Source organism: Mycolicibacterium canariasense, from assembly GCF_002101555.1.
Lineage (GTDB): Bacteria > Actinomycetota > Actinomycetes > Mycobacteriales > Mycobacteriaceae > Mycobacterium > Mycobacterium canariasense.
In genome coordinates this window covers 154,063-167,209 of sequence record NZ_LQOL01000042.1, presented here as the reverse complement: position 1 = coordinate 167,209, position 13,147 = coordinate 154,063, and the positions used below count along the sequence as shown (strand labels likewise).

14 protein-coding genes are annotated in these 13,147 nt (G+C 70.3%); 10 read left to right on the top strand and 4 right to left on the bottom strand.

What is annotated here, in order from left to right:
• Window positions 1-56: 56 nt before the first annotated feature.
• The 7 genes from fadD4 to AWB94_RS10050 all read left to right on the top strand — a co-directional run bounded on the left by fadD4 (window position 57) and on the right by AWB94_RS10050 (window position 7,508).
• Entirely contained in the window at window positions 57-1,577 is a 1,521-nt protein-coding gene (fadD4, locus tag AWB94_RS10080; RefSeq protein WP_062660345.1) for a fatty-acid--CoA ligase FadD4, read from the top strand.
• Window positions 1,574-2,458: an enoyl-CoA hydratase/isomerase family protein gene (locus AWB94_RS10075; protein ID WP_062660344.1), complete on the top strand. Its 885-nt coding sequence runs from the start codon at window positions 1,574-1,576 to the stop codon at window positions 2,456-2,458. The genes fadD4 and AWB94_RS10075 overlap by 4 nt, the downstream gene beginning before the upstream one ends.
• Window positions 2,459-2,502: 44 nt before the next feature.
• The gene (locus AWB94_RS10070; RefSeq protein ID WP_062660343.1) at window positions 2,503-3,756 is read left to right on the top strand and encodes an MFS transporter; all 1,254 of its coding nucleotides are present in this window, start codon (window positions 2,503-2,505) and stop codon (window positions 3,754-3,756) included.
• Window positions 3,707-4,072, top strand: a complete 366-nt coding sequence (locus AWB94_RS10065) for an ArsR/SmtB family transcription factor (RefSeq protein WP_062660342.1) — start codon at window positions 3,707-3,709, stop codon at window positions 4,070-4,072. Before AWB94_RS10070 ends, AWB94_RS10065 begins: the two co-directional genes overlap by 50 nt.
• Window positions 4,073-4,161: 89 nt before the next feature.
• Entirely contained in the window at window positions 4,162-5,070 is a 909-nt protein-coding gene (locus tag AWB94_RS10060) for a hotdog family protein (RefSeq protein ID WP_276054108.1), read from the top strand.
• A gap of 27 nt (window positions 5,071-5,097) precedes the next feature.
• A complete protein-coding gene (locus AWB94_RS10055) occupies window positions 5,098-6,201 on the top strand; it encodes a CoA transferase (protein WP_062660340.1) in 1,104 nt (367 codons plus the stop codon).
• Window positions 6,195-7,508, top strand: a complete 1,314-nt coding sequence (locus tag AWB94_RS10050; protein WP_062660474.1) for an amidohydrolase family protein — start codon at window positions 6,195-6,197, stop codon at window positions 7,506-7,508. The genes AWB94_RS10055 and AWB94_RS10050 overlap by 7 nt, the downstream gene beginning before the upstream one ends.
• Here the strand turns inward: AWB94_RS10050 and AWB94_RS10045 are convergent.
• The 4 genes from AWB94_RS10045 to AWB94_RS10030 form a co-directional block, all read right to left on the bottom strand.
• Window positions 7,483-8,247, bottom strand: a complete 765-nt coding sequence (locus tag AWB94_RS10045; protein WP_062660339.1) for a GntR family transcriptional regulator — start codon at window positions 8,245-8,247, stop codon at window positions 7,483-7,485. The two genes, AWB94_RS10050 and AWB94_RS10045, sit on opposite strands and share 26 nt — an antisense overlap.
• A 208-nt stretch (window positions 8,248-8,455) precedes the next feature.
• The gene (locus AWB94_RS10040; protein ID WP_062660338.1) at window positions 8,456-8,917 is read right to left on the bottom strand and encodes an alpha/beta hydrolase family protein; all 462 of its coding nucleotides are present in this window, start codon (window positions 8,915-8,917) and stop codon (window positions 8,456-8,458) included.
• 10 nt (window positions 8,918-8,927) lie between these two features.
• Window positions 8,928-9,659, bottom strand: a complete 732-nt coding sequence (locus AWB94_RS10035; protein WP_062660337.1) for a GntR family transcriptional regulator — start codon at window positions 9,657-9,659, stop codon at window positions 8,928-8,930.
• Window positions 9,656-10,159, bottom strand: a complete 504-nt coding sequence (locus tag AWB94_RS10030) for a hypothetical protein (protein ID WP_062660336.1) — start codon at window positions 10,157-10,159, stop codon at window positions 9,656-9,658. The genes AWB94_RS10035 and AWB94_RS10030 overlap by 4 nt, the downstream gene beginning before the upstream one ends.
• Window positions 10,160-10,268: 109 nt before the next feature.
• On the opposite strand from AWB94_RS10030, the gene AWB94_RS10025 reads away from it, so the two are divergent.
• From AWB94_RS10025 to AWB94_RS10015, 3 genes are read left to right on the top strand one after another with little or no spacing between them, the layout of a single operon-like run.
• Entirely contained in the window at window positions 10,269-11,384 is a 1,116-nt protein-coding gene (locus AWB94_RS10025) for a TIGR03364 family FAD-dependent oxidoreductase (protein WP_062660335.1), read from the top strand.
• 8 nt (window positions 11,385-11,392) lie between these two features.
• Window positions 11,393-12,094, top strand: a complete 702-nt coding sequence (locus tag AWB94_RS10020) for a phosphonatase-like hydrolase (RefSeq protein WP_062660334.1) — start codon at window positions 11,393-11,395, stop codon at window positions 12,092-12,094.
• Window positions 12,094-13,146 (top strand): 2-aminoethylphosphonate ABC transporter substrate-binding protein, encoded by a 1,053-nt coding sequence (locus AWB94_RS10015; protein WP_062660473.1) that lies wholly within the window; start codon window positions 12,094-12,096, stop codon window positions 13,144-13,146. The genes AWB94_RS10020 and AWB94_RS10015 overlap by 1 nt, the downstream gene beginning before the upstream one ends.
• Window position 13,147: the final 1 nt, after the last annotated feature.

The following is a 13,147-nucleotide window of genomic DNA, read 5'->3' as shown; positions in this document are numbered from 1 at the left end:
TTGTGGTGGAGGCCACCTCTTGACAGGTGTCAAACGCGGCATCGTAGAGTCAGCCCATGCAGATCCGTGAAACCGCGCTCGCGACGCCCGACAAGCCGGCCGTAGTCCTCTACCCGGCCGGCACCGTGGTCACCTTCGGTCAGATGGAGGCCCGGGCGAATCAGCTCGCGCACTACTTCCGCGGCCGCGGCCTGCGGGAGGGCGACGCGGTCGCGATCCTGATGGAGAACACCGAACACATGCACACGATCATGTGGGCGGCGCGCCGGTGCGGCCTGTACTACGTACCGCTGAACACGCATCTGACCGCCGCCGAGGCGGCCTACATCATCGACAACAGCGCGGCCAAGGCGATCGTGGCGTCGGCCGCACTCCGGGACACCTGCGCCGCCCTGGCCGAGCACCTGCCGTCCGGGCTGCCCGACATCCTGCTGACCACCGCCGACGATCTGGACGGCTGGGCGCGCTACCCGCAGGCCGTCGCGGGTCTGCCCGAGACCCCGATCGCCGACGAGATCGAGGGCGATCTGCTGCAGTACTCGTCGGGCACCACCGGCCGCCCGAAGGGCATCAAGCGCGCGTTGCCGCACCTGCCGCCCTCGGAGGTGCCGGGCATGATGGCGATGCTCGTCGAGTACTGGATGGGGCCCGACGCCGTCTACCTCAGTCCGGCGCCGCTGTACCACACCGCCCCGTCGGTGTGGTCGCTCAACGCCCTCGCCGGTGGGTTGACCGTGGTGGTCATGGAGAAGTTCGACCCGGAGGGCACGCTCGAAGCGATCGCGAAACATGGTGTGACACATGGACAATTCGTCCCGGTGATGTTCACCAGGATGCTCAAGTTGCCGGCCTCGGTGCGCGAGTCCTACGACATCTCGTCGCTCAAGCGGGTCATGCACGCAGCGGCCCCGTGCCCGGTGGAGATCAAGAAACAGATGATCGACTGGTGGGGGCCGATCGTCGACGAGTACTACGCCTCCTCGGAAGCCATCGGCTCGACGCTCATCAGCGCCGAGGAGTGGCTCACCCACCCCGGTTCGGTGGGTAAGCCGATGGTCGGTGCCATCCACATCCTGGACGAGGACGGCAACGAGCTGCCGCCAGGACAACCCGGCGAGATCTACTTCGAGGGCGGCAACGACTTCGAATATCTCAACGATCCGGACAAGACGGCGTCCTCGCGCAACACAAACGGCTGGCTCACCGTCGGCGACATCGGCTATGTCGACGACGACGGGTACCTCTACCTGACCGACCGGCGGCACCACATGATCATCTCCGGCGGGGTGAACATCTACCCGCAGGAAGCCGAGAACATGCTCGTCACCCACCCCAAGGTGATGGACGCCGCGGTGTTCGGCATCCCCGACGACGAGATGGGCCAGGCCGTCAAGGGTGTGGTGCAGACCGTCGACCCGGCCGATGCCACCGAGGAATTCGGCCGGGAGCTGCTCGGCTGGCTGCGCGACAAGCTGGCGCACTACAAGTGCCCGCGGTCCATCTCGTTCGAGGCGCAGCTGCCCCGCACCGATACCGGCAAGCTCTACAAGCAGGAGCTGATAGACAAGTACTCGTGACCGAACTGGCGCTGCCCCCAGGCATTCTGGTGGGCATCGGCGCGGCCGCGGATCATCTGACCTTCACGCTCACCGAGCGCCCCTCCGACGACCCGCGGATGGTCACCGTCGCATCCGTGGAGCAGACCGTCGCCGAGTTGCGGCAGCGGTGCGCGCGCTGGCCGCACGCGGCGGCGGTGTGCGACGACGTGCTGCGGGCCCTGGACCCGGCGGCGCCGGCCTTCGGCGGGGTGATCACCGAATCGCTGGCGTACTCGACGCTGCAAGCCGGACCCGAGTTCGCCCGCTGGCTGGCCGAACGCGGCCCGGCGCAGCTGCCCGTGCTGCCGGACCCAGTGCAGGCGGAACGTGACGGCGGCACCCTGTACGTGCGATTCAACCGGGCGCGCCGGCACAACGCCTTCACCACCGACGCCCGCGCCGCCTTGCTGGAGGCACTCGAGGTGGCCCGCCTCGACGACAGCGTCACCGAGGTGGTGCTCTCCGGCAACGGCCGGTCCTTCTGCAGCGGCGGCGATCTGGCCGAGTTCGGCACCTTCGCCGATCCGGCGTCCGCGCACCTGGCCCGCACCCGGCACAGTCCCGCGCTGGTGCTCGACGAACTGACCGCCCGGCTCGGGGTGCGGTGCCGCGCGGTGGTACACGGCCAGGTGCTCGGCAGCGGCCTGGAAATGGCTGCCTACTGCGGTCAGGTGCGTTGTCACCCCGAAGCCGTTCTGGGCCTGCCCGAACTCGCGCTCGGGCTGATCCCCGGCGCGGGTGGCACCGTGAGCATCAGCCGGCGGATCGGCCGCTGGCGCACCGCCTACCTGGTGTTGTCGGGGCGGACCATCGATGCGGGCACGGCGCTGGAGTGGGGCCTGGTCGACGAGATCGGATGAACCTATATGTGCGCAATTGCGCACATATGCGGCATACTGGCCGGATGATCCTGCGCCACCCCGTCTTCCGGCGGCTCTACACCGCACAGGTGACGGCGCTGGCCGGGACCGGGCTGCTGACCGTCGCGCTCGGCCTGCTCGCCTTCGACCTGGCCGGCGGGGCGGCCGGTGCGGTGCTGAGCACCGCGCTGGCCATCAAGATGGTCGCGTACGTCTTCGCGGCTCCCGTCATGTCGGGTCTGACGGCCGGATTGCCCCGCAAGGCCGTGCTGGTCGGGGCCGATATCGTGCGCGCGGTGGTGGCCTTGGCGCTGCCCTGGGTGGATCAGGTGTGGCAGATCTATCTGCTGGTGTTCGTGCTGCAAGCAGCGTCGGCGACGTTCACCCCGACGTTCCAGGCCGTGATCGCCGATGTGCTGCCCGACGAACGCCAGTACACCCGCGCCCTGGCGTTGTCCCGGCTGGCCTATGACCTGGAAGCGCTGCTCAGCCCGCTGCTGGCCGCGGCGCTGCTCACCGTCGTCAGCTACCACGGGTTGTTCGCGGGCACCGGTGCCGGGTTCCTGGTGTCGCTGGTGCTGGTGCTGGGCACCGCGATCCCGCGCCACCCGGCCACCGGCGCCTCCGCGCCGCTATTGTCCCGGATCTCGGTGGGTACCCGGATCATGTTGCGCAGCAGGGAATTACGGTCACTGCTGGCGATGAACGTGGTGGCGGCGTCGGCCACCGGACTGGTGGTGGTCAACACCGTGGTGTACGTGCGCGGCCTGCTCGGCGGCGGAAACGCCGACGTGGCGCTGCTGCTGGCCTGCTACGGCGCCGGGTCGATGACGCTGGCCCTGCTGATTCCGGGCGTGCTGGGGCGGGTGGCCGACCGCACCGTGATGCTCGGCGGCGCGGCGCTGGCGGCAGCCGGGCTGCTCGCGACGGCTCTGGTGCTGGCGACCGGGTCGGTGGGCCGGCCCGTGTTGACGGCGTTGTGGATCGTCCTGGGCGCCGCGACGTCGATGATCACCACGCCGGCAGGTCGGCTGCTGCGCCGCAATGCTGGTGAACACCGCACGGCGGTGTTCACCGCGCAGTTCTCGCTGTCGCATGCCGGGTTCCTGATCACCTATCCGGTGGCCGGGTGGATCGGCGCGGCGGTGGATCAGGCGGCGGCGGCCGGGATTCTCGCTATTCTCGCTACATTCGCGGCGATCGTCGCGGTGCGGATGGCAGGGATGGCACGGAGGGCTGGGACGGCCGATGAGCAGGGATCCACTCCCGCGCGGGCCGAAGCCCTCGCTGGTCCATGAGGCTGCGCCGGACGGGCAGCGGCTCGATATCGCCAGCGAGACCTTCCGCATGCTGGCCGACCGCACCCGCCTGCACCTGTTGTGGCTGCTGGCGCAGGGCGAAGCCGATGTCACCGCGCTGGCCGAGGCGACCGGCGCGTCGCGCACCTCGATCAGTCAACACCTGGCCAAGTTGCGGTTCGCCCGGCTGGTCGAGACGCGCAAGGACGGCCGGCGGGTGTTCTACCGGCTGCGGGACGGGCATCTGAGCCGGCTGGTGCAGGAGGGCCTCAACCATGCCGACCATCGGGTGACCGGGGAGCCGGCACACCCCTGACCTAGAGTGCGAGCGTGAGCGCGCACGCCCCCGGTGGCCCGCATTTCGACGACCTGCACGTGGGCCAGGTCTTCGACACCGCTCCGTCGATGACGCTGACCTCGGGCGCAGCGGCGGCGCACCAGGCCATTGTGGGTGACCGGCTGCGGTTGTCCCTGGACGTCGAGCTCGCCAGGGCCGTCACCGGGCAGAGCGGCCCGCTGGCGCATCCCGCGCTGGTGTGCGATATCGCCATCGGTCAGTCCACCGTTGTCACCCAGCGGGTCAAGGCCAACCTGTTCTACCGCGGGCTGGCCTTTCACCGGTTTCCCGTCATCGGGGACACCTTGACCACCCGCACCGAAGTGGTCGGCCTGCGGCAGAACTCCGCCAAACCCGGCCGTGCCCCCACCGGGCTGGCCGCCCTGCGCATGACCACCGTGGATCAGGCCGGCCGCGCGGTGCTCGACTTCTACCGGTGCGCCATGCTGCCGCTGTCACCGGACGCTGCCGAGACCGGGTATGCCGACGACCTGGCCGCCATCGGCGCCGACCAGCCGGTCGCCCCGGACCCCACCGCCGGCTGGGACATGCGCGCCCTGGGCGGCACCGCGTTCGACACGGCCACGGTGGGCGCCGTCCTGGCGAGCACCGCGGACGTGGTGTCCAGCGCTCCTGAACTGGCCCGGCTGTCCTTGAACATCGCTGCCACACATCATGATCGGCGCCCCGGCGGCCGACGGCTGGTGTACGGCGGACACACCATCGGCCTGGCCTTGGCGCAGACCACCCGGCTGCTGCCGGATCTGGTCGTCGTGCTCGGCTGGGAGTCCTGCGATCACACCGGACCGGTGTACGAGAACGACACCGTCTTCAGCGAGCTGCACATCGAGGCCGCCGAACCGGTCGGGTCCGGCGTCCGGCTGGGTCTGCGTTCGGTGGTGTTCGCCGCCGCCACGGAGCCCGGTGCTCCGGACCGTCAGGTGCTGGACTGGCGTTTCACCGCTCTGCACCCCTGATCCGGCCCGTCGGGGCAAGATGGCGGGATGGTTCCGGTCGGTGCACCGCAGCAGGTCTGCGCGCATGCCCAGGAACAGGCCGATCGTTTCGCGGCGCGCACCGGTGTCGCCGTCGACGCCACGGCGCTGATCACCGGACGCGCGGCGCAGTTCGGTTGGGGGTCGCGGGGGCGCATCTCGGCCGGCGGCGCCACCCGGCTGCTGGGCGGCGCGGGCGGGTGGTGCGCGGTGACCCTGGCCCGCGCCGACGATAACGACGCGGTGCCCGCCCTCGTGGGTGCCGACCACGTCGGCGACCCGTGGGTGGCGCTGGGTACGTGGGTGCAGCGCCACGGTGCGGACGCGACGGTCGAACGGGCGCGGCTGTTGGGCCTGCCCGCCGGGCTGCTCGGCGAAACCGCCGCGGCGGCACCCCGAATCCGGGTGACCGGAGCCGCGTCGGCCCGGCCGCTCGCCGATCTGCTGGTCGCCGACCTGTCCTCGATGTGGGCCGGGCCGCTGTGCGGGCAGTTGCTGGCCTGCGCGGGCGCCACCGTGGTCAAGGTGGAGAGCCTGGCCCGCCCCGACGGCACCAGGGCGGGCCGGCAGGCCTTCTGCGACTGGATGAACGGTGGAAAGCTTTCGTATGCCGTCGATTTCGACGATGTCCGGGCGCTGCACCGACTGCTGTCGGTGGCCGACGTGGTGATCGAGGCGTCCCGGCCGGTTGCGCTGCGCCGACGCGGCCTCGGCCCGGGCACCGTTGCGCCGCGCGCCGGGCGGGTGTGGCTGCACATCACCGGGTACGGCACCGACGCGCCCGGTGCCGACTGGGTGGCCTTCGGCGACGACGCCGCGGTATCCGGCGGCCTGGTCGAATACGACAGCACGGGACCGGTTTTCGTTGGCGACGCCATCGCCGATCCGCTCACCGGCCTGTGCGCGGCGGACGCGGTGACCGAATCGCTGGGTCGGGGCGGCGGCGAGCTGATCGAGGTGTCGATGGCGGCGACGGCGGCCCGCTACACCGGTCTGACCGGTGAACCGTGCCGCGCCCCGGCGCCGCGGCCGGCCGCCCGCGCACCCGCACTCGGTGCCGACAACGCCCGGGTGCAGGCCATGATCGAGGAAAGGTGGTCCGTGTCATGCTGATTCGGCGTGCAACCCTGCTGGACGGCAGCGTCGTCGACATTCGGGTCGGCGCCCGGATCCAGGAGGTGGCGCCCGCATTGGCGCCCGTCGCGGGGGAACGGGTGCTCGATGCGGCGCTGGGACTGGTGCTCCCCGGCCTGCACGATCACCACGTGCACGTGCATTCGGCCGCCGCCGCAGCGGATTCGGTGCGGGTGGGCGTGGGCGAGGTGCACGACCGGGACGACCTCGCGCACGTGCTGGCCAGCGCCGCGGTGGGCGACGACGGCTGGATCAGGGCGGTCGGTTATCACGAGGCGGTGGCCGGTGCGCTGGACCGGCACGTGCTCGACACGCTGTCGCCGCCGGTGCCGGTGCGGATCCAGCATCGCAGCGGCGTGCTGTGGACGCTCAACTCGGTCGGTCTGGCGGCCGTCGGCCTGGCCGACCACCCCGACGGCCGGCTGCGCAGCGCCGACCGGTCCTGGTCGGACACCCTCAAGCGGCGTGACACGTCCGTCGATGTCCTCAGCGCTCGGCTGAGCGGTTACGGTGTCACCGAAATCACGGATGCCACACCGGATCTCGATGTCACCGACATGGTCCTGCTGGCCGAGGTGCACCGCCGTGGTGGCCTGCGCCAGCACGTCCACCATCTCGCCCCGGGTAAACGCATCCTGCACGACGACGACCTGGATCTCGGCGCGCTGACGGCCTGGATCGCGCGCAGGCATGAGCAGGACGCACCGGTGGCGCTGCACTGTGTGACCGCGGCGCAGCTGGTGGTGAGCCTGGCCGCCCTCGGCGACGCAGGCGTGCATCCCGGCGATCGGATCGAGCATGCCGCGGTGGTGCCCGACGACCAGCTCGAGGTGCTGGCCGCCCTCGGCGTCACCGTCGTGACCCAGCCCAACTTCGTTGCCGAGCGCGGTGACCAGTATCTGGCCGATGTGCCGGCCGACGAGCATCACCAGCTGTGGCGACTGGCCTCACTGCTGGAAGCCGGTGTCCCGGTGGCACTTTCCACCGATATGCCGTTCGGGGACGGCGACCCGTGGGCAGCCGTGCGGGCGGCGGTGTACCGCACCACCGCGTCGGGCGCCGTGTTGGGCCCGGGCGAGCGGATCGACGCGCGCACGGCGCTGCAGCTGTTCCTGGGCACGGCGACGGCGCCCACCGCGGCCAGGGTCGTCGCGCCCGGCCAACCCGGCGATCTGTGCGTGCTCAGCGCCCCGCCGGAGGATGTGCTGCGTGATCTGGACGCAAAGCTGGTGGCCGCCACCGTGATCGACGGTGAGGTGATCAGCCCGTCTGGCGTTGCAGCATGATCGAGGCTGGCTCGGCATCGGCCCCGGTCACGCCGCGGCCCTGCGCGGTGACCGCCAGTGCGGTGCGGTCCCCGCGGAACAGGTCGCGGGAGTACTCGTAGGGGGTGCCGTTCTGGTCGTGCGTGACGCGGGTGATGAGCAGCAGTGCGGCCTTGGGTTTGATGCCCAGCAGCGCCGCCTCGTCGTCGGTGGCGCTCACCGCCTCGATGCGTTCGACGGCGCGGCCGGCGGTCAGGCCGTACTCGGACTCCAGGATCTCGTACAGTGAGCCACGCAGCGGTTGTTCGAGCAGACCGGGCACGGTGTCGGCCGGAAATTGGGCGTGCTCCAACGAGATCGGTGATCCGTCGGCCAGCCGTACCCGCTGCACCTCGACGACGTAATCGGTGGACCCGAGCTTGAGGGCATGCTGGGTGACATGGTCGGGGATCCCGATCTTCGTGGACAGCACCCGGGTGCCGGCGACATAGCCCTGATGGGCCAGGAACGCCGGCACGCCCACCACATCGGCCAGGTTGCGTTCCACTTGTCCGTGGCTGATGAAGATACCTCCGGCCCGCCCGATCACCCGGTGTACCAGGCCGGCTTCCTCCAGTGCGGCGAGCACCTGACGCAGACTGGACCGGCTGGTGCCGTAACGCTCGGCCAGATCGCGTTCGCTGCCCAGCTTGGAGCCGGGGGTGCCGGTATTGACGTCTCCCACGATCCGGCGCCGCAACTCTTCGCTGTGAGTTGCCACCGCGCGCCTCCTTGCTCAGCCGTGATATCCCAACGGTCTCATCGGTATAGCCAATTCTAACGGTACGTGTGTCAGAGTTCGGCGATAGCGAGGCGCGATTCGGGCAGTATCTGGCCGCCACCGACCACCGGCAGGCGGTGCGCAGACCATGTGGTGCACCGGCCGGACAGGATCCGCGGCCGGCACCGCTACGGACCGATCGACTGGATCATGTTCGAGGACAGCGCAGTTCGGGACCAGCGGCGAACGCGCGCCGCAGTGTCGCCACCTGGCTTTCGAAGAATCCTTGCGACACTGCGGTTTTGGGGGCTATCGCGTCGAAGCCGTGGAAGGCCCTATCCACCACCTGCACCTCGACCGGTACCCCGGCCTCGCGCGGTCGCCGGCACAACCGGTCGTCCTGGGCGGGATTGCCCAACACGTAGCCGCCGCCGTGGATCCACAACAAGGCCGGGCCGGGCCGGGACGCCTGCTGCGGGCGATGCAACCGCACCCGCACGCCGGAACTCAGCATCAACACCTCGACCCCATTGGGCGCGGTGCGCCCCAACCGGCGGGACAGGTATTGCATCACCGGAGTGGTGCGGGCGGTGACCGGTTGGCGCGGTATGAGCCGCGCGATACGGGCCAGATCGGGGTGATACACGGCAGCGGGTACGAGGCTCGGCACCCGCTCAGTATTACGACAGGGTCGTTTCGAACGCGATCCGGTCGCCGCGGTAGAGCGCACGAACCGTCTCGATCGGCACCCCGTCGGTATCCAGCGAGCGCCGGTTGAGCAACAACATCGGCATGGCCGTGGTGGTGTCCAGCAGCTCGGCCTCGCGGGGCGAGGCCAGTGCGGTCTCGATGCGCTCGGTGGCGGTGCCGAACACCACGCCGGTGGCCCGGATCGCCGCATACAGCGAGGTGGCCGGGTCGAATGTGGTGCGCAGTGACCGGAACCGCTTGGCGGCCAGGTAGGTGCTCTCCAACCCGATCCGGCGACCGTCGGCCAACAGGACGCGCTCTAGCCGCATGACGGTCGCGCCGGGACGGATCGCCAGCGCCGCGGCCAGTTCGGCGTCGGCCTCGATATCGGTCCAGTCCACCAGGAGGCGCCCGGGCACGCGGCCGCGTTCGGCGGCGCCCTCGGTGTAGGACCGCAACGACAGCGGCTGCACCAGTTTGGGGGCGGCCACGACGGTGCCCCGGCCCCGTCGTTCGATGCGGCCCTCCACCAGCAGTTCGTGGAGGGCCTGCCGGACGGTTTCCCGGGCCACCCCGAAGCGCAGGGCCAGCTCGCGTTCCGGGGGAACCGCGTCACCCTCGTGCAGGGCGGCCAGGATCCGGTCGAGGCCGGTGCGCACCATGTGTGGTTTGGGCACCGGCCTGGATGCCGGCCTCGATGCCGGCCTCGATACGGGGGTCATCGCTGCAGCACCCGCCGGGCCACGGCCACCACGTCGTCGACGGATGCGCCCCGGCCGTCCGGATCCTTGGCGGCGTCGTCATAACGGCGCAGCCGCAAGGCGTCCGGCCACCACGGATGCGTGGTGAAGGCGGGGTCGACGCCCGGGCCGCCCTGCTCCTGCAGCGACAGCGCCGACACTTCCGACAGTGCGTAGGACGGATCGGTGGCGGCCAGATAGCGCTTGGCTGCCACGTGCGCGCCGGCCAGCCAGCCCACCCGCGCACCGAATCGTGGGGTGAGCCAGTCCCTGGCCACCCGATCGTGCTCGGCGCCGGCCGCGACGAGGGGACTGTGCGCCAGGTCGTGCAGGGCGGCGGCGAGGACCAGCTCGTCGTCCGCGCCGTCGTCGAGCGCCCGGGCGGCGGCCTGTAATGCGTGGTCGAACTCGTCGACCGACTCCTCGTCCCACACCCCGCGCATCGAATGCAACACGGCGGTGACCTCATCGAGAATCCGCATGGCGCAACGATACCCCACTTTGGTCTATACCAATTGTTCACTCAGTATTCGCGCCGCCAACATGATCAGGTCGGGCACAGGTCGCGCGCGCAGGTCAGGGTCGACCACCATGCGCGTGACGATCATCGGCGGCGGCATCCTGGGCACCGCCCACGCCCTGGAAGCGGTGCAGCGCGGCCACACGGTGCTGCAGTTGGAGCGGGAGGTGCAGGCGCGCGGCGCGACCGTCCGCAATTTCGGCCTGGTGTGGGTGTCCGGGCGTTCGACCGCCGAGCTGGACGCGGCGCTGCGCTCGCGTGAACTGTGGGAGAAGCTCGGTGCCGAGATCCCCGGAATCGGTTTCCGGCCCACGGGTTCCATGACGTTGCTGCGTACCGAGGCGGAGCTGGCGGTGGCTCGGGCGGCCGCCGACCGGGGCGACGCCGAATATCGCGGGTTCACCCTGCTGGACCCGGACCGGGTCCGGGCGCTGAACCCGGCCCTGCGCGGCACCTTCCTGGGTGCGCTGCACTGCGCGCTCGATGCTGCCGTCGAATCGCGGCAGGCACTGCCGGCCATCCGCGAATACCTTTCCCGCACCGGGCGATACACCTTTGTACCCGGTGTGGAGGCGCGTTCGGTGGACAACCTGACGGTGCGTGACGACCGCGGCGAGCGGCACGGCGCCGACGTGGTGATGGTGTGTGCGGGTGCGGCACATGCCGGCCTGGTCCGCGAGCTCGCCGGCGACCTTCCCGTCCGCCGGGTGCGGCTGCAGATGATGCAGACCGAGCCGCTGGGGGAGCCCCTGACCACCGCGATCGCCGACGCCGACAGCTTCCGTTACTACCCCGGATTTGCCGGTCCGGCGCTGGATGCGCTGCGGCGCAGCGAACCTCAGCTTCCGGTGGCGGCCGCCGAGCACATGCAACTGCTGTGCGTGCAGCGCCAGCACGGGGGCCTGACCATCGGCGACACCCATGAATACGACGAACCATTCGCCTTCGACGTCACCGAGGCGCCGTACGCCTACCTGGCCGCGCGGGTCGAGGAGTTCCTCGGCCGGCCGCTGCCGGCCGTCCGGCAGCGCTGGGCCGGCGTCTACAGCCAGTGCGTCGACCCGCACCAACTGGTGTGCCGGACATCGCCCGAGGACAACGTGTGGGTGGTGACCGGGCCCGGCGGCCGGGGCATGACGCTGGGCCCCGCCATCGCCGAACAAACCGCCGATCTCATCGGACTGTAGGAGAACGTATGTCGGACAACCCGATCCAGGTCGCCGTGCTCGACATGGCCGGCACCACCGTGGCCGACGACGGCCTGGTGGTCCGGGCCTTCGAGGCGGCCGCCTCCGCGGCAGGCCTGCCCGCCGAGGGGCCCGAACGCGAACAGGCCCGCCGCTACGTGCTGGACACCATGGGGCAGTCCAAGATCGTGGTGTTCCGCGCGCTGTTCGGCACCGAGGAACGAGCGCAACGCGCCAACGCCGAATTCGAGCGCGCCTACGCCGAACTGATCGACAACGGCCACGCCACGCCGATCGACGGCGCCGCCGACGCCATCACCGACCTCCGCGCGGCCGGCATCAAGGTCGCGCTCACCACCGGCTTCTCCGGCACCACCCAGGACAAGCTGTTGGCGGCGCTGGGCTGGCAGCACCTGGCCGACCTCGCCCTGGCGCCGGGCGGCGGCATCCGCAGCCGCCCGTACCCGGACCTGGTCCTCACCGCCTTGATGCGACTCGATGCCGACGGCGTCGGCAACGTCGCCGTGCTCGGGGACACCAGCACCGATGTCGACAGCGCACTGCGGGCCGGCGCCGCCATCGCCGCCGGCACCCTCACCGGTGCCCACAGCGAGGAAGAACTGCGCGCCGCCGGCGCCACCCATGTGGTCGGCTCCGTCGTCGACTTCGCCGATCTGCTCCTGGCCACCCACCAATCGGAAGACCAATGATGAAACTGCGCAGTATCTTTCGCACCGCTGCGGTCACGATGACCGTCGCCGCCGCCACCCTGACCACCGCCTGCGGCGGCACCGGATCCAGCGGCTCGGCCGGCGGCACCACCCTGACCGTGTACAGCGCCGACGGGTTGGCCACCTGGTACAAGGGCCAGTTCGACAAGTTCACCAAGGACACCGGCATCGCGGTCAACCTGGTCGAGGCCGGATCCGGCGAAGTGGTCTCCCGGGTGGAGAAGGAACAGTCCAACCCGCAAGCCGACCTCCTGGTGACCCTCCCGCCGTTCATCCAGAAGGCCGACAAGTCTGGCCTGCTGGTGCCGAGCGGTGCCGACACGGCGGGAATCGCCGCGGATCAGGTGGGACCGGACGCCCGGTACGTGCCGATCGTCGACAACGCGTTGAGCTTCATCGCCAACCCGGCCTCCGATCCCGCCCCGGTCACCTGGGACGACCTGCTCAAGCCGGAGTTCAAGGGCAAGCTGCAGTACTCGACGCCGGGCCAGGCCGGTGACGGCACCGCCGTGCTGGTGTTGTTGCAGCACCTGCTCGGCAAGCCGGGAGCCCTGGACTACCTGAGCAAGTTGCAGGTCAACAACGTCGGCCCGTCGTCGTCCACCGGCAAGCTGCAGCCCAAGGTCAGCAACGGAGAACTGTTGGTGGCCAACGGCGATGTGCAGATGAATCTCGGATCGATCAAGGATGACGGGTCGAAATTCACCATCTTCATCCCGGCGCACAACGGCACCCGCACCACCGTCTCGCTGCCGTATGTGGCGGGCGTGACGAAGGGTGCACCGCACGCCGCGGACGCCAAGAAACTGCTCGGCTACCTGCTGTCCGACGAGGTGCAGAAGACCGTCGAACCCGACGCGTTGGGCATCCCGGTGCGCGACACCATCCGCACCGTCGCCGGCCAGACACCCGCACCGAACACCCCGGCCGCCGTGCTCAAGGACGTGCAGATCTGGGTGCCCGACTGGGACAGTGTGCTGGCCGACCTGGACGCCGACGTCGCGGCCTACCAGAAGGCGACCGGCAACTGAT

Bases quoted from the DNA above. Each gene is read 5' to 3' on its own strand.
- fadD4 (WP_062660345.1), top strand. From the start codon at position 57: ATGCAGATCCGTGAAACCGCGCTCGCGACGCCCGACAAGCCGGCCGTA.
- AWB94_RS10070 (WP_062660343.1), top strand. From the start codon at position 2,503: ATGATCCTGCGCCACCCCGTCTTCCGGCGGCTCTACACCGCACAGGTG.
- AWB94_RS10065 (WP_062660342.1), top strand. From the start codon at position 3,707: ATGAGCAGGGATCCACTCCCGCGCGGGCCGAAGCCCTCGCTGGTCCAT.
- AWB94_RS10060 (WP_276054108.1), top strand. From the start codon at position 4,162: ATGACGCTGACCTCGGGCGCAGCGGCGGCGCACCAGGCCATTGTGGGT.
- AWB94_RS10055 (WP_062660340.1), top strand. From the start codon at position 5,098: ATGGTTCCGGTCGGTGCACCGCAGCAGGTCTGCGCGCATGCCCAGGAA.
- AWB94_RS10050 (WP_062660474.1), top strand. From the start codon at position 6,195: ATGCTGATTCGGCGTGCAACCCTGCTGGACGGCAGCGTCGTCGACATT.
- AWB94_RS10035 (WP_062660337.1), bottom strand. From the start codon at position 9,659: ATGACCCCCGTATCGAGGCCGGCATCGAGGCCGGCATCCAGGCCGGTG.
- AWB94_RS10030 (WP_062660336.1), bottom strand. From the start codon at position 10,159: ATGCGGATTCTCGATGAGGTCACCGCCGTGTTGCATTCGATGCGCGGG.
- AWB94_RS10025 (WP_062660335.1), top strand. From the start codon at position 10,269: ATGCGCGTGACGATCATCGGCGGCGGCATCCTGGGCACCGCCCACGCC.
- AWB94_RS10020 (WP_062660334.1), top strand. From the start codon at position 11,393: ATGTCGGACAACCCGATCCAGGTCGCCGTGCTCGACATGGCCGGCACC.
- AWB94_RS10015 (WP_062660473.1), top strand. From the start codon at position 12,094: ATGAAACTGCGCAGTATCTTTCGCACCGCTGCGGTCACGATGACCGTC.